General features: G+C 71.6%; 16 protein-coding genes. 10 read left to right on the forward strand and 6 right to left on the reverse strand.

Annotated elements, in window-relative coordinates; all coding sequences use genetic code 11:
• Positions 1 to 97: 97 nt before the first annotated feature.
• Positions 98 to 334: an acyl carrier protein gene (locus EG812_RS02530; RefSeq protein ID WP_013734727.1), complete on the reverse strand. Its 237-nt coding sequence runs from the start codon at positions 332 to 334 to the stop codon at positions 98 to 100.
• Between the two features lie 94 nt (positions 335 to 428).
• On the reverse strand, positions 429 to 1,481 hold the full coding sequence (locus EG812_RS02535) for a beta-ketoacyl-ACP synthase III (protein WP_013734726.1): 1,053 nt from the start codon (positions 1,479 to 1,481) through the stop codon (positions 429 to 431).
• A 309-nt stretch (positions 1,482 to 1,790) separates the two neighbouring features.
• Here EG812_RS02535 and EG812_RS29045 point away from each other — a divergent pair, with 309 nt between their 5' ends.
• From EG812_RS29045 to EG812_RS02545, 3 genes are read left to right on the forward strand one after another with little or no spacing between them, the layout of a single operon-like run.
• A complete protein-coding gene (locus tag EG812_RS29045) occupies positions 1,791 to 1,964 on the forward strand; it encodes a hypothetical protein (RefSeq protein WP_013734725.1) in 174 nt (57 codons plus the stop codon).
• Positions 1,965 to 2,023: 59 nt separating this feature from the next.
• Positions 2,024 to 2,881, forward strand: coding sequence for a 2OG-Fe(II)-dependent halogenase WelO5 family protein (locus tag EG812_RS02540; RefSeq protein ID WP_013734724.1), 858 nt, complete (start codon positions 2,024 to 2,026; stop codon positions 2,879 to 2,881).
• A 50-nt stretch (positions 2,882 to 2,931) separates the two neighbouring features.
• Positions 2,932 to 4,284, forward strand: a complete 1,353-nt coding sequence (locus tag EG812_RS02545; RefSeq protein ID WP_013734723.1) for an aldehyde dehydrogenase family protein — start codon at positions 2,932 to 2,934, stop codon at positions 4,282 to 4,284.
• A gap of 19 nt (positions 4,285 to 4,303) precedes the next feature.
• On the opposite strand, the gene EG812_RS02550 is transcribed toward EG812_RS02545, so the two are convergent.
• Entirely contained in the window at positions 4,304 to 5,023 is a 720-nt protein-coding gene (locus tag EG812_RS02550) for a helix-turn-helix transcriptional regulator (RefSeq protein WP_431882533.1), read from the reverse strand.
• Between the two features lie 551 nt (positions 5,024 to 5,574).
• Here EG812_RS02550 and EG812_RS02555 point away from each other — a divergent pair.
• From EG812_RS02555 to EG812_RS02570, 4 genes are all read left to right on the forward strand, one after another.
• The gene (locus tag EG812_RS02555; RefSeq protein WP_126710623.1) at positions 5,575 to 6,066 is read left to right on the forward strand and encodes a peroxiredoxin; all 492 of its coding nucleotides are present in this window, start codon (positions 5,575 to 5,577) and stop codon (positions 6,064 to 6,066) included.
• Positions 6,067 to 6,127: 61 nt separating this feature from the next.
• Positions 6,128 to 6,586 carry an SgcJ/EcaC family oxidoreductase gene (locus EG812_RS02560; RefSeq protein WP_126710624.1) on the forward strand — a complete coding sequence of 153 codons (459 nt, stop codon included), beginning with the start codon at positions 6,128 to 6,130 and terminating at the stop codon, positions 6,584 to 6,586.
• The gene (locus tag EG812_RS02565; protein WP_233579344.1) at positions 6,583 to 7,068 is read left to right on the forward strand and encodes an SgcJ/EcaC family oxidoreductase; all 486 of its coding nucleotides are present in this window, start codon (positions 6,583 to 6,585) and stop codon (positions 7,066 to 7,068) included. Before EG812_RS02560 ends, EG812_RS02565 begins: the two co-directional genes overlap by 4 nt.
• A 31-nt stretch (positions 7,069 to 7,099) precedes the next feature.
• Positions 7,100 to 7,585 (forward strand): SgcJ/EcaC family oxidoreductase, encoded by a 486-nt coding sequence (locus EG812_RS02570; RefSeq protein WP_013734718.1) that lies wholly within the window; start codon positions 7,100 to 7,102, stop codon positions 7,583 to 7,585.
• Between the two features lie 210 nt (positions 7,586 to 7,795).
• Here EG812_RS02570 and EG812_RS02575 read toward each other — a convergent pair whose 3' ends face one another.
• Genes EG812_RS02575 through EG812_RS02585 form a run of 3 tightly spaced genes read right to left on the reverse strand, consistent with a single transcriptional unit; the run spans position 7,796 to position 15,662 of the window.
• Positions 7,796 to 9,433, reverse strand: a complete 1,638-nt coding sequence (locus EG812_RS02575) for a (2,3-dihydroxybenzoyl)adenylate synthase (protein ID WP_126710625.1) — start codon at positions 9,431 to 9,433, stop codon at positions 7,796 to 7,798.
• The gene (locus EG812_RS29875) at positions 9,430 to 14,601 is read right to left on the reverse strand and encodes a type I polyketide synthase (protein WP_126710626.1); all 5,172 of its coding nucleotides are present in this window, start codon (positions 14,599 to 14,601) and stop codon (positions 9,430 to 9,432) included. Before EG812_RS29875 ends, EG812_RS02575 begins: the two co-directional genes overlap by 4 nt.
• 11 nt (positions 14,602 to 14,612) lie before the next feature.
• Entirely contained in the window at positions 14,613 to 15,662 is a 1,050-nt protein-coding gene (locus tag EG812_RS02585) for a methyltransferase (RefSeq protein WP_013734715.1), read from the reverse strand.
• Between the two features lie 155 nt (positions 15,663 to 15,817).
• On the opposite strand from EG812_RS02585, the gene EG812_RS02590 reads away from it, so the two are divergent.
• Genes EG812_RS02590 through EG812_RS02600 form a run of 3 tightly spaced genes read left to right on the forward strand, consistent with a single transcriptional unit; the run spans position 15,818 to position 19,471 of the window.
• Positions 15,818 to 17,152, forward strand: a complete 1,335-nt coding sequence (locus EG812_RS02590) for a nucleotide disphospho-sugar-binding domain-containing protein (protein WP_126710627.1) — start codon at positions 15,818 to 15,820, stop codon at positions 17,150 to 17,152.
• A gap of 4 nt (positions 17,153 to 17,156) precedes the next feature.
• Complete coding sequence (locus tag EG812_RS02595; protein WP_013734713.1) at positions 17,157 to 18,485, forward strand: nucleotide sugar dehydrogenase; 1,329 nt, start codon at positions 17,157 to 17,159, stop codon at positions 18,483 to 18,485.
• Positions 18,482 to 19,471: an NAD-dependent epimerase/dehydratase family protein gene (locus EG812_RS02600; RefSeq protein WP_126710628.1), complete on the forward strand. Its 990-nt coding sequence runs from the start codon at positions 18,482 to 18,484 to the stop codon at positions 19,469 to 19,471. The genes EG812_RS02595 and EG812_RS02600 overlap by 4 nt, the downstream gene beginning before the upstream one ends.
• The last annotated feature ends 14 nt before the right edge of the window (positions 19,472 to 19,485 follow it).

Here is a 19,485-nt window from a genome sequence, read left to right on the forward strand (position 1 = left end):
CCGGCGACCGTCCACCGCGACCGCCCCGATACGTGCGGAGGCGGGCGGGGTCACCGATGCCATTGCGGCCTGCGGTGGACGGTGTCGAGAGACCCGGTCACCGCGTCTTGTGCTCCACGAGATCGAGGATGTCCTGGACGCTCTGCACGGTGGCGAGTTCGTTGTCGCTGAATTCGACGTCGAACACTTTCTCGATCTTGACGAGGATGTCGACGAAGGTCAGCGAGTCGATGCCGAGATCCTGACTGATCCGCAGGTTCGGGCCGATGGCAACCTCGACGTCCGGCACCTGCTCCAGGACGATCTCGCTGACCTTCTCCAGGGTGTTGGGCATGTCTCTTCCTTTCTTCGGGGCCACTTTCGTGAAGTGCCTGTTCACGTGAAGGTGGTACGGCCGCCGTTGGCACGACGGCCCCGCGCGGCTGTGCTCAGCGGACCGTCTGCGTCGGGGCCAGGGTCAACTCCGGCCAGGTGAGGCCGGCCGCAGCCCAGGTGGCCCCGCCGCCGAACGCCGCGAGCAGCACCTTGTCGCCGGCCGTCAACGCGCCGGACTCCACGGCGTCGACCATGGCCAGCGGGATGGAGGCGGCGGAGGTGTTCGCGACCCGGTCCACGTTGATCACCGCTCGCTCAGGTGCGATCCCGATCTCCTCTGCGGTGGCGGTCAGGATGCGCCGGTTGGCCTGGTGGGCGATCAGCCAGTCGACGTCGTCGGGGGTCCAGCCCAACCGCTCCAGCACCGAACGGGAGACGGTGCTCATCCGGTTGATCGCGTGCTTGTAGACGGCCCGGCCGGACATGGTGAAGTAGCTGCTGTCGATGTCGACGGGCACCCCGGCGGCGCGTTGCCGCGAGCCACCGCCCGGCGTCTTCATGATGTCCAGCAGGTCACCGTCGCTGCCGAGCTGCTGGACGGAGACACTGCCCGTCTCGCCGAGGTGGCCGGCCCGCACGACCACGGCGCCACCACCGTCACCGAAGATCGGCCCGGTGATCTCGTCGTCGTGGTTGAGGATCGACGAGATCGCGTCGGCGCCGATGACCAGACCCGTGCGGTACGCCCCGGTGGCGAGCATCCCGGTGCTTACCGACAGCGCGTAGACGAACCCGGAGCAGGCGGCGTTGAGGTCGAAGGCGGCGATCCCCTTGAACCCCAGCCGGGAGGCGACCGACGGTGCGGTCGACGGAAACAGGTGGTCCGGCGTGCAGGTCGCCAGGATCAGAAAGTCGATGTCCGGGTTGCCGCAGGAGTCGAGGGCCCGTCGGGCCGCCTCCACGGCGAGGTCTGAGGTGGCGCCCTCCGGATTCAGGACGAACCGTTGCTCGATTCCCGTGCGGTCCCGGATCCAGTCCGTGGTGACACCGAGTCTTGCGGCTATCTCCTCGTTCTTGACCACCTGATCCGGCACGTACGCACCGAGCCCGGCGATGACGGCCGTCCTGGTGGTGCTCTCGTACTCGACATGCGACGACAAGGCCACCCCTCCTCTACTGTCGTCCGGTGAGCCGGCCGGCTCCCGGCGGCCACGCCCTGCTGGGTCGTGTTGCCAGTGAACCCGCGGTCGGTGCCGTCGAGCGGCAGTTGTCCCGGCACCCTCGCAGCAGCTACGTCACCGTCCCCGCCCGACCGCAGTGTCCGCGTCGTCGGTGCCCCCCGATGGCCGACCGCCGTGCCGGCGGTCGGTGAAAGGGGTGATAGCGCCGGGATAGTTCCGGGGATAAGGCCAGGATTCCGACCGTTGTTAGCTTCTTTTCAACGCCACAGGGAAACACCGAAAAAGGAGCCGACAATGGGCCGCACCGTCAAGATCTTCGCTCTCGCCGCCACGACCGCAGCCCTCGTCCTCTTCGGTGCCTCGGTGGCACAGGCCGACACCACGGCCCCGGCCACCGCCACGGTGGTTCCCTCGTCCCCGTCCCCGTCGCCCACCGCCACCACCGCCGGCAACAACCCCTGGGACTGATCCCGGTATCAGCGCCCCTCACCGATCCGTCTACCCCCACACAATCGAGGAGTACAGAAATGACGAGCTCGCTGAGCCTCCGCCCCATTACCGGCTGGTCCGGAAACAAGGACTACTTCACTTTCCGGGAATACGACAAGTTCGACCCGGAAGCGGTAATCGACGTTCTCGACGGTAAAGTCGCCGGTGTCATGTTCCGCGGCATGGTCGCCCCGGAGGTCGCCGCCAACATCTCCCAGCGCTTCTGGGACAGCCCGCACCGCAAGGTCCGCGGCGTCGAGGCGCCCGGCTACTACATCGGCGCGTACACCTGGAACAAGCCCACCGGGCAGTACCTGGACGAGGCCGAGGAAGCCAACCCGATCCTGCGCGACCTGCTGGACGTGCCGAACGACCCGATGAAGGAGTTCTACGCCGGGCTCGGCAGCTCCCTGGCCAAGCGCGGCGCCGTCGTCCGGCCCGCCGAGCACGAGGGCCGCAGCGCGGCGATCGCCCTGTTCCGCTCGTGGCACGGTCGGGGCGCCTTCGCCCTGGAGCCGCACGACGACGACTCGCAGTGCTCCGACCCGCAGATGGCGGACTTCGAGCGCAACCGGGTGTTCGGCAACCCGATCGCCGCACTGAACATCTGCCTGGAGAACGAGGGCGGCGGCGGCCGGCTCGTGTACTGGAACATCCAGCCGGACCTGGAGAGCAAGCGTCGGCTCGGCGTGGAGTACACCGGCTCGCCGTACCCGCACGAGTGCCTGGTCGACGTCGAATCCAAGTGGATCGACGTGCACGCCGGTGACGTGTACGTCTTCAACGGCGCGCACGTGCACGCGGTCGAGCCGAACACCACCGAGCGGCAGACCCGCACCACGCTCGCCGCGATGATGGCGTACGCGGACCCGCAGAACGTCGTCACCTGGAGCTGAGCCGACCCCTGCTCCGTCCGTACGAAATGGCCGTCCGTGAGGTGAGGAAGATGTCAGCTGTCCACGACCCCAGAACCGGTGACGTGGTCGGTCACCTCACCCTCCTCACCTCCGACGGCGTACCCGAGATCGCGAACCGAGCGTCAGTGGCGTTGCCCGGGTGGTCCGCCGTTGCGGTGACCACCCGGTGCACCATCCTCAGGGAACTGGCCCGGCTGATCGCGCAGCGCCCCGCCGACCTGGGGGCGCGGTTCGCCCTGGAGACCGGCAAGACCGTCGCCCAGGCCGAAGCCGAACTGGACCGCGCCGCGGAGACCTTCGCCTGGACCGCCGAGGCGGCCGTCCGGGCGACGGCCGGGCGGACGATCGCAGCCGGCGACGGGCTGCACCGGCAGGTCCTCGTCGACCCGGTCGGCCCCGTCCTCGCCATCGTGGCGAGCAACTTCCCCGCCGTCGTGCTCGCCCGCAAACTGGGGCCGGCGCTCGCGATGGGATGCACCGTCGTGGTCAAGGCGCCGGAGACGACCCCGTCGGTGGTACGGGAGATCGCCGACCTGGCCACCAAGGCCGGGCTGCCGACCGACGTGTTGCAGGTGGTGCACACCGACCCGGTCGGCTCGGCGGCGCTGGTGGCCCGAGCCGAGTTCCGACTGATCACCTTCACCGGCTCGCACCGCACCGGACAACTGGTCGCCGCCGGTGCGGTCGGTCACCTGGCCGAGTGCGTCCTGGAGTTGGGTGGCCACGCCCCCGCCATCCTGCTCGACGACGCCGACCTGGCCACCGCCGTACCGGCCCTGGTCGCGTCGAAGTTCAGCTCGGCCGGGCAGAGCTGCGCGGCGCCGAGCCGATTCCTCGTCCACGAGCGGATCCACGCGGAGTTCGTCGACCGGTTCAGCGCGGCGGTACCCGGCCTGGACCACGAACCCGGCGGCACCATGGGACCCCTGCACACCGAGGCCCGGCGGGACGAGGTGCACGCGCTGGTCCTCGACGCCGTGGACCGGGGCGCCACCGTGATCACCGGTGGCCGGCGTCCCTGCGGACCGGGCTGGTACTACCCGGCCACCGTCCTGACCGACGTGCCGGCGCAGGCGCGGGTGCTGCACGAGGAACCCTTCGGCCCGATCGCACCGGTCCTGCGCTTCACCGACGAGGACCAGGCGGTGGCGACGGCCAACGCGACACCGTTCGGCCTGGGCGCATTCGTCTTCGGCGGCCAGGCGCGGGCGACCGCCCTGGCAGAACGACTTGACGCGGGCCGGGTGTCGATCAACTGCGCCACCGGCGCCGACCCGATGTCACCGCTGTCCGGTCGCGGACTGAGCGGGTACGGCTACGAAGGCGGACTGGAAGGCCTGGCAGCGTTCGGTCGACTCAAGGTGCTCCAGCGTCCGGTGTGACCCGTCGCCTGCCCGTCGGCTATCCGGCGCGGCGGGCGAGCACCTCGCGGGCGGCCTTGCGGGCGTCCAGCAACGCCATCAGCACCGGCGGGTCGAGCAGGGTCATCGGGCGCAGCCCCAACTCGGCGTGGACCGCGCGGCCGCGTACCCGCAGCGGGCCGTAGACCCCCACCGCCAACCCGTCGGCGCCGGTGTACGCGTGACTCGCCGCCTCGTCGAGGTCGGTGGTGCCGACGAAATGGGCGAGAAGATACCAGTCACCGTCGGGTACGTCGGTGAGCGCGAACCGGCCGGGACGGTCGAGGACTGTGCAGCGCACCGGCCAGCCGGCGGGCATCCGGTCGGCGAAGAGACCGACGAAGATCAGACCGGGCGGCGATCCCGGAGAGCGGATCTCGCCGTGCACCTGCCCGCGCCCGCCGCGTGCCGCGGTGGTGCCGATGACCGGCGTGAAGCCCTGCTGGCGGCGGAAGGTGGTGGGGGACAGGCCGACGTGCTGTGTGAAGCGGGTGCTGAAGGTGCCGACGCTGTTGTAACCGACCTGCAGGCTGATGTCGGAGACGTAGAGCGAGGTGTCCAGCAGCAGTCGCTTGGCGTGCTGCAGGCGCAGGGCGGACAGGAAACGACCCGGCGAGACGCCCGTGGCGCGGTGAAACATCCGCGCAAAATGGAACTTGCTGAACATCGCGGCCCGGGCCATGTCGTCAATGGTGACGGGGTCGGCGAGATTGTCGTACATGACGGCGATGGCCCGCTCGACGCCCTTTTCCGCGGGGCTCTCCGTGACGTATCGGTAAAGTGACCGGCTCGGGATGTTCACTGCGCGTGAGCTCCTCACTGTAGCGATCACTTAATGATGTGTTTATAGATCATTAGGCCGCCCGATGCTACCGGTCGTCCCTACCCGGGTCAATGTCCACACCGGCGTCGCGCTCGGCGTGGTGGGCCGGTTGGTGTCCTGCTCGGTGCGGGCCGTGGCGGTTGCCGCCGCCCATCTTGCCAGGGTCGAACGCGCGGAGAGCACGAATCAAGGAGACTTCGGGCGTCCTCACCGGCAGGATGCTGATAGCACAGCATCGATTGTCAGGAATGTCGTTGCGTGCCGGGCCGAGTCTTCCCTGACGCGCGATTTACGGCGGGCGTCCGTGCGCCGTTCGGAAAGGGAATTTCTTGCCGTCGCAAATATCGGTCCGGTGTGCCGGCTTTTCGTCAGAGATCGTGCCCGTGCCGGTCGGTGTGCCGTTCCCGATCACCCACATACCGACCCTCCCTGACCGACGAGGAGCGACGATGACCATCGAAACGGGTACCGCTGCACCCGACTTCACCCTGCCCGACCAGCGCAACCAGCCGGTCCGTCTGTCCGACTTCGCCGGTCGACGCGACGTCCTGCTGGTCTTCTTTCCGCTGGCCTTCACCGCCGTCTGCGAGGGCGAACTGTGCGCGGTCCGGGACAACCTGACCGACTTCCTCAACGACCAGGTCCAGGTGTTGACCGTGAGCGTCAGCCCGGCGCCGGTGCACGCCGCCTGGGCAGCGCAGGAACGCTTCGAGTTCCCGATCCTCTCCGACTTCTGGCCGCACGGCGCGGTCTCCACCGCGTACGGCGTCTTCAACGAGCAGATGGGGATCGCCAACCGCGGCACGTTCGTCATCGACCGCGAGGGGATCGTGCGTTTCGCCGAGATGAACGGTCCTCGTGACGCCCGCGACCAGGCGGGCTGGCGTCGGGCGTTGGCCGCGGTGAACGACGCCCGGCTGACCGCGCAATCGAAGAGATGAGACCCGGCCGATGACACCGGACGATGAGTAAGCAGCCTCCCGACCTGCTAAGGAGACTCCCATGCCGACAAGTACCGAGTCCACCCTGGACGCCTACTACGGCTCATTCACGAGCGAGCGGGAAAAGGCGGCACTGAGCGTGCCGCTGCGTCTCGTCGCCGCCTGGGCGAAGAACGACGCGGACGGTGTCGCCGCGGTCTTCACCCCCGACGGTTCCATGATTCTCCCCGGCGACGTGTACAAGAAGGGCCGCGACGAGATCCGGGCCTTCATGGCCGCCGCCTACGCCGGCCCGTTCAAGGGCACCGGGGTCACCGGTCGCCCGGTCGACGTCCGGCTGATCAACGACGACGTCGCCCTGCTGCGTACGCACGGCGGAATCCTCGCCCCCGGCGAGACCGACATCGCCCCGGAGCTTGCGGTGCGCTCCACCTGGGTCGTCGTGAAGCGCGACGACCAGTGGTACCTGGCCAGCTACCAGAACAGCCCGCGTGGCGAGGGCGCCACCCTGCGCTGGTGACAGAAGGACTGGAGGAGGACCACCGGATGTCCAACAAGGCCGCATCTCTGGTCGACCAGGCCAAGAAGTGGGCGACCAACTACGGCGACTTCCCCAACGGCGCGGAGGGTGCGGCCTTGACCGCGTCGTTGCGGGTACGGGCGGCGTGGGACGACAACGACGCGGACGCCGTCGCCGACATGTTCGCCGAGAACGGGAGCCTGCTCCTCGGCGACGAACAGCTCAACGGCCGCGAGCGGATCCGGGCGTACCTGACCGACTGGTTCGCCGGCGCCTACAAGGGCGTACGCATGGTGGACCGGCCGATCGACGTCCGACTGCTCACCGACGAGGTGGCGCTGGCAGTCACCGAGGGTGGCCTGGTTCTGCCCGGTGAGAACGAGCCGGTCCCGCATCACAAGAGCCGGTCGACGTGGGTGTTCGTCCGCTCGGACGGTGACTGGACGATCATGTCCCTGCAGAGCAGCCCGATCGGCAGCTGATGAACCGACAGGCGGAGAAGAGGACGACAGAATGACCACTGTGGCCACGACGACGTGGGGATCCGCTGCGGCACTGCTCGCTGCGACCGGCACTCGTGAGGACACCGACTACTACCGCGGTTTCACCGCCGAGGACGAGAAGGCGGTGCTCACCGTACCGATGCGCATCCAGGCGGCCTGGGCCGCCAACGACGCCGACGCCTTCGCCGACGTCTTCGCCTCCAACGGCAGTCTGCTGATGGGTGACCGCCAGCTGACCAGCCGGGAGGAGATCCGTTCCTACATGGCCGAGGCGTTCGCCGGCGGCTTCCGGGGCGCCCGCGTCAAGGGGTGGCCGATCGAGGTCCGGTTCCTCACCGCGGACGTCGCTCTGGTGATCACCGAGGGTGGGATCATCCCGCCCGGCCAGGACCAGGTCGCCCCGCAGGACCTCATCCGCGCCACCTGGGTCGTCGTGCGGCGCTCGGACGGCACTCTGGAGCTGATGTCGCACCAGAGCAGCCCGGTACGGAACTAGCTCGACACGGCGGTGACGCCGTCGGGGAGACCCGGCGGCGTCACCGCTTCGTGTGCCCTGACCGTGCCGCGGGGGAGCGGCCGGCTGACCGGTGTCGACCAGGAGTGGGAGCGGCCGACCGTCCGGTGTCGACCCGGATGGGGGCGGCCGACTGGCCGGTGTCGACCGGGAGTGGGAACCGGCGGGTGCCCGGTGTCGAGCGGGGTGGGGTCAGGCGGTGGCGACCAGTCGGCGCAGCGCGGCCTTGTCCGGCTTGCCGACCGGGGTGTGCGGCAGCTCGTCGAGGACGGCCAGCCGCTCCGGCACCTTGAAGGCGGCCACCCCGCGCGCCGCGAACGCCTCGGCGACGTCGGCCAGACCCAGCTCGTGGCCCGGCAGGAGCCGGACGAACAGGAAGGCCCGCTCGCCGACCTCCGGGTCCGCGACCGGCACCACGGCCGCCTCGGCCACCGCCGGCAGCTCCTGGACGAGGGTCTCCACCTCGGCCGCCGAGATCTTCTCACCGCCCCGGTTGATCAGGTCCTTCACCCGGCCGCAGACCACGACCTCACCACCCGGCGTACGGCGCACCAGGTCCCCGGTGCGGTACCAGCCGTCGGGCGTGAACGACTCGGCGTTCTGTGCGGGGACCCCGTAGTAGCCCCGCGGCGTGTACGGACCCCGGGTCCACAGCTCGCCGATCTGCCCGGAGGGCACGGCGACCCCGTCGGCGTCGACGATGAGCAACTCGTCGTACTCGCTGATCGGGGTGCCCTGCGTCCGGTGGGCCACCTCGTCGGGGGCGTCCGGCCGGGTGTAACAGATCAGCCCCTCGGCCATGCCGTACACCTGCTGGAGTCGGCAGCCCAGCGCGGGGCCGATCCGCGCCGCGACCTCGGGCGCCAGCGGGGAGCCGCCGACCTGCACGTGACGCAGGCTCGACAGGTCGTACCCGCAGTCCGCGGCGGCCTCCATCCAGCGCAGGGCGACCGCCGGCACCGCCGAGGTGACCGTGACCCGTTCCCGCTCGATCGCGGCGAAGACCGCCTCCGGGCGTGGCGAGGGCAGCAGCACCACCCGACCACCGACGCTCAGGGTGCCGAGGATGCCCGGGTTGGCCAGCGGGAAGTTGTGTCCGGCCGGAAGCACGGTCAGGTAGACCGTGTCGGGGCCGAACTCGCAGGCGGCGACGACCTGCCGAATGTTGTACTCGTAGTCGTCGTGGGTCCGGCTGATCACCTTCGGCACGCCCGTCGTCCCACCGGACAACAGGAACAGCGCCACCTCGGCCGAGTCGGGGGCGGCCCGGTCCAGCCGGTCCCGGCGGGCCGCGACGTCACCGGGGGGCGTGGCGGGTCCACACAGGTCGATCCGCCCCGGTACGGTGTCCCCGCCGGCCACCAGCACGTGCGCCGGATGCGGCCAGGCGGCCACCACCCGGTGGGCCAGGGCCTCGTGGTCGTAGTCGCGCCACCGCGCGGGCACGATCAACGCCCGGGCCTCGACGTGCGCCCCGATGGCGGTCAACTCGTACTCGCGGTGCGGCGGCAACATCATCACCGGCGCCACGCCGAGTCGGAAACAGGCGAGCGTGGTGAGCACGAACTCGGCACAGTTGGGCAGTTGGACGAGCACCGCGTCACCCCGACCGAGTCCGAGACCGGCCAGGCGCTCGGCGAGCTGGTCGGTGCGGACCGCGAGTTCGTGATAGCTCAGTCGGCGGTCGCCGTCGACCACCGCGATCCGGTCACCGTGCCGCTCGGCCCACTCCCACAGGTAGGACCCGAGCGGCCGGCCGCGCCAGCAGCCCGCCGCCCGGTACACCTGCGCCACCTCCGTCGGCCACGGCACCACCCCGGACGGGTTCACTGCGCCTCCTCCGCCACCGCGCCGACCAGATCGGCCAACAGTTCGGTCACCGCGTCCACGCTCGGCCGCTCCCAGAAGATGGTGGCCGGCAACGACATGGCGAGCCGGCGTTCCAGGTTCCGTCGGATCCGGACGGTCATCACCGAGTCCAGGCCGAGTTCGGTCAGCGGCTGCCGGTCGTCGATCTCCGCTGCGGACAGGCCGGTGGTCGCGACCACCTCGCCGCGTACCGTGTCGGCCAGGAACTCCCGCAGCGTCCCGCCGGCCAGCTCGCGCCAGGCCTCGCTCTCCGTCGGCGGCGCGGCGGCGGCCGGCGCGGTCAGCTCGCTGAGCAGGGCCGGCCGCTGCGTCCCGGGGGCCGGTGGCAGCGTTCGCAGCACCACGGCGTGCTCCCGGTCCTGCCGGGCGGCCAGCTCCCAGGCGCCGAGGGCCTCGGCGGCGCTGATGTCGCCGGTGCCACGCGCGGCCAGCTCCAGGTCGATCACCTCGCTGGAGGTGGACATGCCGAGCCCTCGCCACGACGTCCAGGCCAGGCTGAGCGTGCCGACGTCACCGGCCGCGCGACGGTGGGCCGCGAGCGCGTCGAGGAAGGCGTTGCCGGCGGCGTAACTCGCCTGACCGGGCAGCCCGAGCAGTCCGCCGCAGGAGGAGAAGAGCACGAACAGGTCCAGTTCGCCGGGCGGGAACCGGTGGTGCAGCGCCAGCGCCCCGTCGACCTTGGGACGCAGCACCGCGCGCAACGAGGGCTCGTCGAGCTCCAGCAGGGTGCGGTTGTCCAGCACCCCGGCGGCGTGCACGACGCCCCGGATCGGCGGCAGCCCGAGCGGTGCCGAAGACGACAGTTCCGCGAGCGCCGCCGGATCGGCGACGTCCACCTGGGCGGTCACCACGGTGACCCCGAGCCGTTCCAGCGCGTCGATGGCGTCGACCACGGCCCGGTCCCGCGCATCGGTGAGCGTGTGCCAGGTGTCCCGGGGCGGCGGGGTGTGGCGTCCGGCCAGCACGAGCCGACGTGCGCCACGGTCGGCCAGCCAACGGGCCACCGTCAGGCCGAGGGCACCGAGCCCACCGGTGATCAGGTATGTCGCCTCGGGGCGGCAGACCAGCGGGGGACGGGTCGATGGTTCGGTGAGCGGGCGGAGCCGGGGCACCGTCACCCGGCCGTCCCTGACCGCGACGAGCGGGTCGGCGGGCCGGCCGCCGAGCAGGCCGACGAACGTGCCGAGGTCGGCCGGATCGGTGCCGACGTCGACAAGCGCACCCCACAAGGTGGGATGCTCGCCGGCCACGATGCGGCCCAGCCCCCACAGGGCGGCGTGGCCGAGCGCCGACGGGTCCACACTCTCCCGGACCCCCTCGGTCACGCACCAGAGTCGGGTGCCGTCCGACCGGGCCTCGGCGAGACGCTGCGCGGTCTGCGCGAGCAGCCAGGCCGCCTGGGCGGCCGGCTCGCCGCCGACACTGGGCCCCGGTACGACGATCACCGTGCCGGCAACCGTGGACGGCAGCTCCGCCGGCCCGCTGACCACGCTGCGGTGCACCCCGGCCACCCGCAGTGCCGCGGCCACCCGGTCCCGCAGGGCGCTCGGCGGGCCGACCAGCAGCACCCGCGCCGGTGGCCGGTGCCCGCCCTGGTGTGTTTCCGCAGGTGTCCAGGCGACCTCGTGCAGCAGGTTGCGGGGATCGGTGACCGCGTCGCTGTCCTGGTCGAGGGTGCCGTACCGCAACCGGTGCAGCCGGCCGAGGACCACCCCGCCGAGTTCGGCGATCTCGACGGTCAACGTGTCGTCGTCGGCACGATGGACCACGACCCGGACCCGCTGCGGGGCGAGCGGGCCGAGGCTGACCCGGCCGATGTGCGCCGGCATGCGCAGGATCGGCGGCCCGTCGAAGGCCACCGAGGCGATCGACAGCGCGGCGTCGAGGACCGGTGCCCAGCCTCCCGCCGGATCTCCGGCGTCCACGAGGGCGGTAAGCGTCCGGCCGTCCCGGCGCAGCTGCTCGACCCGCCAGTGGAAACCCATCGCGGCGACACCGAGTTCGGCGAGGCGGTCCACCACGTACGTCGTGGGCAGCCGCCCGCCGGTCGGTACGGACAGCACCGGCTCGGGGTCGACGACGGCCGGCGCTGCCGTCACCACCGCCGTCGTGTGGGTGGTCCAGGCGGACTCGTCGCCGTCGGCGATCCGCGAGGACAGTCGGACGATCCCGTCCTGATGCACCACCTGCAGGTACCGGGCGGCCGTCACGCTGACCGGCACCCGCAGGGCCACGTCGGTCAACTCGGGGCGCGCCCCCACCAGCGTCTCGGCGGCGGTCAGAAAGGTGTGCAGCAGCACCGCGGCCGGCAGGATCTCCACCCCCCGGACCGGGTGGTCGCCCGGGTACGGCCGGGAGTCCCGGTCGAGGTAGGTCATCCAGGCGTGCGCCGGTGTCGCCCCTCGCACGGTGATCCGGCCGCCGAGCACCGTGTGGCCCTCGGGGTCGTGCTGCTCGGTCAGGAAGGACCGCACCGACGGCTCGTCGTACCAGAACGAGCGATGCTGCCAGGCGATCGGCGGCAGGGCGGTCGTCGACCCGGTCGGCCACGGTCCCGCCCAGTCCAGCGGTGCGCCGTGCCGCCACAGCCGGCCCACCGCGCCGAGCAGGCTCTCCCGTTCCGGGCGGTGCCGGCGCAGCGTGTGCGCCACCAGGGTGTCCTCGACGCCGAGCAGGTCGAGCGTCTCGGCGATCGAGTGCGTCACGACCGGGTGCGCGGACACCTCCAGGAACAGTCGGTACCCGTCGGCCGCGGCGGCCTCGACGGCCTGCGCCAGACGCACCTGCTCGCGCAGATTGGCCGCCCAGTACGCGCCGTCGCGCGGTGCGGCGGTGCGGCTGTCGGTCGACGCCGTGGAGTAGACCGCGACGGTCGGAACCTCGGCCGGCGGCAGGTCGGCGCAGGCGGCGGCGAGGTCGGCGGTCAGCTCGTCCATCTGCGGGCTGTGGAAGGCCACGTCGGAGTCGACCATCCGGACGTCGAGGCCCTCGTCGGCCCACCGGCGACTGACCGCGCGGACCGCTGCCGCCGAACCGGAGATCACCGTCGCGACCGGCGAGGCGGCGATCGCCACGCAGACGTCGCCGTCGTCGGTGAGCCGCTGTTCGGCCTCCTCGGGTGGCAGGTCCACCATCGCCATCGCGCCCTGCCCGGCCACCCGACGCAGCAGCACCGAGCGTCGGCAGACGAGCCGGGCCCCCTGTTCCCGGGTGAGCAGGCCGGCGGTGACCGCCGCGGCGATCTCACCCACCGAGTGTCCGAGCACCGCGGCCGGGTGCGCGCCGTGTGCGCGCAGCACCGCGGCGAGCGCCACCTGGACCGCGAAGATCAGCGGCTGGATCACGTCGACCGGGTGAGCGGTCTGCGCCCGCAACGCCGCGCCGGGCGAGACATCCAGCTCCGCCTGGAAGATCGGTTCGAGTTCGTCGAGCACCTCCGCGAACACCGGTTCGGCGTGCAGCAGCTCGCGACCCATCCCGATCCACTGTGAGCCGTGACCGGAGAAGACCCAGACCACGCCCCGACCGGCCGGTGCGGAGGCGCGGCCGATCTCGCCGACGCCGCTCGGGGCGGCCAGCGCGCGCAGCCGCTCGACCAGTTCGGTGCGGTCCGCGGCGACCACGGTGGCCCGGTACGGCAGCTCGTCACGGCGGCGGGCCAGGGTGTACCCGACGTCGGCGAGGGCGGGCGGGTGCGGGCGGTCGAGCCGGTCGGCCAGGCGGGCGGCGTACTGGCCGACGGCGGCGGCGGACGCGCCGGAGAGGGGGTACAGCGCCGGCTGCGGTGTCGCCGGGTCGGGCACGTCGGTGGCCGATTGCTCGTCGGCGGCTGGCTGCTCGTCGGCGGCCTCCAGGATGACGTGGGCGATGGTGCCGCCGTACCCGTAGCCGCAGACGCCCGCGCGCCGGGGACCCTCGGTCTGCACCCAGGGGGTGAGTTCGGTGACCACCTTCAGGCCGGCGGTGTCCCACGGGATGGCCGGGTTCGGGGTGCGCACGTGCAGGCTCGGCGGGATGACGCCGTGTCGCAGCGTGAGCACCGCCTTGATCAGTCCGGCCACTCCGGCGCCGGCCTCCAGGTGCCCGATGTTCGTCTTGGCCGAGCCGATCAACAGGGGTCGGTCGGCGGGGCGTCCGGCCCCGAGCACCGCCGACATCGCCTGCGCTTCCAGCGGGTCGCCGGCCCGGGTCCCGGTGCCGTGCGCCTCCACGTAGCCGACGGTCGACGGGTCCACCCCCGCGTTCTGGTACGCCCGGCGGAGCAGGTGGGCCTGGGCCTGCGCGCTCGGGGCCATGATCCCGTCGGTGCGGCCGTCCTGGTGCACCGCGCTGCCCCGGAGCACGGCCAGCACCCGGTCACCGTCGCGCCGGGCGTCGGCCAACCGCTTGAGTACGACGACCCCGCCGCCCTCGCCCCGGCCGTACCCGTCGGCGGCGGCGTCGAACGCCTTGCTGCGACCGTCGGGGGCGGTGGCGCCGGCGGCGTCGAGCACCAGAGACAGACCCGGTGCGGCGATCACCAGGACCCCGCCGGCGAGCGCCACCGGGCACTCCCCGTTGCGCAGCGCCTGCGCGGCCAGGTGCACGGCGACAAGCGACGACGAGCAGGCGGTGTCCAGCACCATGCTCGGGCCCCGCAGATCCAGCAGATAGGAGACCCGGTTGGCCACGCCGCAGTAGCCACCGCCGACGCCGGTCCACGCCTCGATCCGGGGCAGGTCCTCCAGCATCCGCCGGCCGTAGTCGTCGGCGCCGACGCCGACGTAGACGCCGGTGTCGGTGCCGGCCAGCTGTCCCGGCGGAATCCCCGCGTGTTCCAACGCCTCCCATGCCAGCTCCAGCACCATCCGCTGCTGCGGGTCCATCAGCGCGGCCTCCCGTGGGGTGACGCCGAAGAAGTCCGCGTCGAAGCCCGCGATGTCGTCCAGGAACGCGCCCCGGCTGGTCGCTGACCGCACGGCCGTGGCGTGCTCCCGGCCCTGCTGGGCGTACCAGTCCCAGCGGCCCGCGGGCAGGTCGCCGACGGCGTCGCGCCCGTCGCAGAGCATCTCCCAGAAGGCGTCCGGGGAGTCGATCCCGCCGGCGAAGCGGCAGGCCATTCCGACGATGGCGATCGGTTCCAGCGACACCGGGTCACCGCCTACTTGCGGCCGACGACGAGAGCGTGACTGAAGCCGAGGTCGCGGTGCTCCTCGACCTGGCGGAAGCCCGCGTCGCGGACGGCCTGTGCCATGTCCCGTGCCGAGTACGTCATCCCCTCCCCGGAGGCGAGCGTCAGGAAGTACGGCGACACCAGCCCGGCGCTCATCGGCCCGGTGCCGTCGTCGCGGGAGACGAAGCTGTAGACCAGGCAGACTCCGCCCTCCGGCAGCGCCTCCCAGCACCGCCGTAGCAGCTCGGTGTTGCGCTCCAGCGACCAGATTTCGAAGATGTGCAGGTAGCAGATCGCGTCGGCGTCGGTCGGCAGCGGGTCGGTGAGCAGGTCCGCCGGTTGGAAGGCCACCCGCGACGCGACGTCGGGATCGTCCACCCGTTCGGCGGCCAGGGTGGTGACCGTCGGCTGGTCGAAGACGGTGACCCGCAGGTCCGGATACCGCTTGGCGATCGCGACGGCATTCGTGCCGTCGCCGCCGCCGAGGTCGACGACGTGGCGCAGGCCGGAGAAGTCGTAGAGCCCGAGCAACTGCTCCAGCGCCTTGGCCGAGGCGTCACCCATGTTCGCGTAGAACACCTGCTGGAGTTCGGGGTACGCGGTCAGCCGCTGGTACAGCGTGTCGCCGGGTGAGTCGAAGTGACGCAACCCCACGTTGCGGTTCTCCCGTACGGCGTCGGCGAGATCACCCATGGCGGGATTGATGACCCGGGCCTGGATGTCGACAAGCGGGCCGAGGAACCGGTGCGAGTCGCGCAGCAGCTTGCGGCGGACCATCGGCGTGTTGACGTGCCGGCCCTCGTGCACCTCGACCAGCCCGAGGCTGCTCAACCCGAGCAGCAGCACGCGGGCGGCCTGCGGCTGGACGTCGAGCGCGGTGGCCACCTCGTCGACGGTCAGCCCGATCGCCGTTTTCTCCAGCCGCTCGAACAGCTCCAGTTCCAAGGCGGTCCGGAGCAGCTCGAAGGCCGTCGTGCCGTGCACGAGCAGCCGCACGTAGTCGGCCTGGGAAAGCGTGATCGTGTCGCTGGTTGGCATGGCGCTCATCGTGGTGGCGGGGCCGCGACGGGCGCACCTTCAAGAATGCGCGGCTGGCCGACCAGGCTTTCCGCAATATCGAAGGTGCCCACGGTGGAGGGCCAGCCGAGACTGACATGCGATTCATGTCTGCACTGCGACCAGAAGGAGCCCCGATGCGCGTCGCGTTCGTGGTCTGGCCCGCCCCGGCCCACCTCTATCCCGTCGTACCGCTGGCGTGGGCCCTGCGGTCGGCCGGGCACGAGGTGTACGTGGCCTCCCACCCCTCGATCGGCGACGCCGTCACCGGCCAGGGCCTCCCGTTCGCGCCGCTGTGTGCCCCGGACGCGATGCCGCATCCGCTGGGACCGGGCGGGGTCTGGGGGCGGGAGCGGGCGGACGTCGGCCAGATCACCGCGGCCCTGGACCTGCCGGTCCAGGACATCGGCACCTGGATGACCTTCAGCCAGTTCCTGCTTCCCACCATGTGGGACTTCATGCCGTACAAGGCGTCACCGGAGACGCCGATGCCGGCCATGGACGGCCTTGTCGAGTTCTTCCGCGGGTGGCGTCCCGACCTGGTGATCTGGGACCCGTGCATGCCGGGTGCGGCGGTGGCGGCCCGCGCGGTCGGTGCCCGGCAGGCCCGGTACACCGGCCCGGACCACGTCGGCTGGAGCATGGACACCTTCATCCGGCTCGCCGGCGACCTGGGCGCGTCGCGGGTGGACAACCCGCTGGTCGAGACGGTACGGCCGATGGCCGAGCGCTACGGCGTCGACGTCGACCGGGAGCTGCTGCTCGGCGAATGGACCATCAACCCGATGCCCTCGTCGATCAACATGCCGGTCGACACCCGGGTGCTGCCGGTGCAGTGGATCCCGCACGTCACCCAGGAGGCCATTCCGCCGTGGCTGTACCCGGTGCCGGAGCGGCCCCGGATCGCGGTCTCGCTCGGGGTGTCCACCCGCGCGTACATGGCCGCGGACTGGAGCCACGTCGGGTTGCTGCTCGACGCGCTCGGCGAACTCGACGTCGAGGTGGTCGCCACGCTCAACGACGTCCAGCTCGCCCAGGTGACCCGGGTGCCGGAGAACGTACGGCTGATCGACTACTTCCCGCTGGACCAGCTGATGCCCACCTGCTCGCTGCTGATCCACCACGGTGGTCTGGCCAGCATGGTCACCGCGGCGTACTCGCGGGTGCCGCAGCTGGTGGTCGACTTCCTCGACCTGCAGATCGGCGTGACCACCTCGGCGGACGGTGTGGTCACCGGCTCGCGGTACCCGCTGGCCCCGGTCACCGGCGGCTTCGTCACCGCGCACGGCGCCGGCGAGGTGCTCGACCTCAGCAAGCCCGGCGTGGACGTGATCCGTGACCAGGTGGCCCGGGTCGCCACCGAACCGGCGTTCCGCGAGGGCGCCGCCCGACTGCACGAGGAGCTGATGCTCTCGCCGACACCCGGCGGCATCGTACCGATGCTGGAGCAGTTCGCCGCCCGGCGGCGGTGACGCGATGTCGGAGGTGACGGTCGGGGTTCTCGGCCTCGGATACGTGGGCCAGTGCGTCGCGGCCACCCTTGCCGACCGCGGGATGCGCGTACGCGCCGTGGACATCGACGAGCAGGTGGTGGCGGAACTCAACGAGGGATACAGCCGCTTCGCCGAGACCGCGCTGCTCGACCGGGTGGCCCGGTCGGTGCAGTCCGGTCGCCTGACGGCGAGCGTACGGGCCGAGGACCTGACCGACACCGACGTGGTGCTCATCGCGGTGGGCACCCCGGTACGCCCCGACGGGACACTCGACGACACGCAGCTGCGCGGCGCCTGCACCACCCTCGGGCAGCACCTGCGGCCCGGGCAGCTGGTGCTGCTCAAGAGCACCGTGCCACCGGGCACGACCCGCCGCCTGGTGCGTCCGCTGCTGGAAGCCGGTGGCCTGACGGCAGGCACGGACTTCGACCTGGCGATGACCCCGGAACGCCTGGCGGAGGGGAACGCGCTGGCCGACCTGGAGAGCATCCCGATGATCGTCGGTGGGCTGACTCCCCGGGCCACCCGCGCCGCCGCGACCTTCTGGCACGACGCTCTCGGTGTGCAGGTCATCGAGCAGGACTCGCCGGAGGCGGCCGAGATCGCCAAGCTGGCCGACAACTGGTGGATCGACCTCAACATCGCCCTCGCCAACGAGCTGGCCCGGTTCTGCGCGCTGTACGAGGTGGACGTGCTCGACGTCATCTCGGCGGCCAACACCCTGGCCAAGGGCGGTGGGACGGTCAACATCCTGCTGCCCAGCATCGGGGTGGGTGGCTCCTGCCTGACCAAGGATCCGTGGATGGTGCACCGGTCGGCCGCGGATCACGGGCTGGAACTGCGTACCCCGGCGGTGGGTCGGCAGGTCAACGCGGAGATGCCCGGTTGGACGGCACGGTTGCTCATCGACGAGCTGGCCGCCGCCGGCCGGCAGGTGGCCGGCGCCCGGATCGCCGTGCTGGGGCTGGCGTTCAAGAACGACACCGGTGACCTGCGGTCCACCCCGGTCCAGCCGCTGGTCGCGGAGCTGCAACGGGCCGGCGCCGAGGTGAGTCTCTACGATCCGCTGATCGACGAGGCCCGGATCAAGGAGACGTTCGGCGTCCGTCCGGCGAGCAGCCTCACCGAGGCGGTGCAGGACGCGGTCTGCGTGGCCGTCCTGGCCTACCACCGTCCGTTCCGGGACATCGACTTCGCGGCCCTGCCGGTCGCCCCGTCCTGCCTGGTCCTCGACGGTCGGGCCTACTTCCCTAAGGAGACCGTCGTGCGGCTGCGTGAACTCGGCTACCGATACCGCGGTGTGGGGCGATGAGCGGCGCCCGCGCGGTCGTCACCGGCGGCTGCGGGTTCCTCGGCAGTCACCTGGTGGAACGGCTGGTCGCCCAGGGTGACGAGGTGACCGTCTTCGACGCGGCGCCCCCGCCGCCGGAGCAACGGATCGCGCGTCAGCACAGCCGGCACGCCACCGGCGACGTCCGCGACCCCGAGGCGCTGGCCGCCGCGATCCGACCGGACGTCGACGTGGTCTACCACCTGGCCGCTGTCGTCGGCGTCGACCAGTACCTGTCCCGCCCGCTCGACGTCATCGACATCAACTTCACCGGCACCCGGCGTGTGCTGGAGCGGGCCGCCGAGGTCGGCGCGCGGGTGGTCGTCGCCAGCACCAGCGAGGTCTTCGGCCGCAATCCGGCGGTCCCCTGGGCCGAGGACGCCGAGCGGGTGCTGGGCCCGACGACCGCCGACCGTTGGACGTACTCGACGAGCAAGGCCCTGGCCGAGCACCTCACCTTCGCCTTCGTCCGCCAGCACGGCCTGGCCGCGACCGTGGTGCGGTACTTCAACGCGTACGGCCCCCGCCAGCGGCCGGCGTACGTGGTCAGCCGGACCGTGCACCGGGTGCTGAACGGACGTTCCCCGGTGCTCTACGACGGCGGTCGGCAGACCCGCTGCTTCACCTATGTCGACGACGCGGTGACCGGCACCCTCGCCGCCGCGGCGAGCGCCGACGCGGTGGGGGAGGCGTTCAACATCGGCAGCATGACGGAGACGACCATGGCCGAGGTGGTCGCGGTCATCCTCCGCCTCACCGCGAGCACCGTGCCGGTGACCGAGGTCGACACGGCGCAGCGGCTCGGCGCGGCGTACGAGGACCTGTCCCGGCGCATCCCGGACAACGCCAAGGCGCGCAAGGTGCTCAACTGGTCGTGCGACACGCCGCTGGAGGACGGCCTGCGTCAGCTGGTGGCCTGGGCCCGGGCGAACCCGGACTGGCTGGCCCTGCCCGACCAGGGCGCCTGATCGGACCGACGAAA

The sequence above is a fragment of the Verrucosispora sp. FIM060022 genome, assembly GCF_003977705.1.
GTDB classification, from domain to species: Bacteria; Actinomycetota; Actinomycetes; order Mycobacteriales; family Micromonosporaceae; genus Micromonospora; species Micromonospora gifhornensis.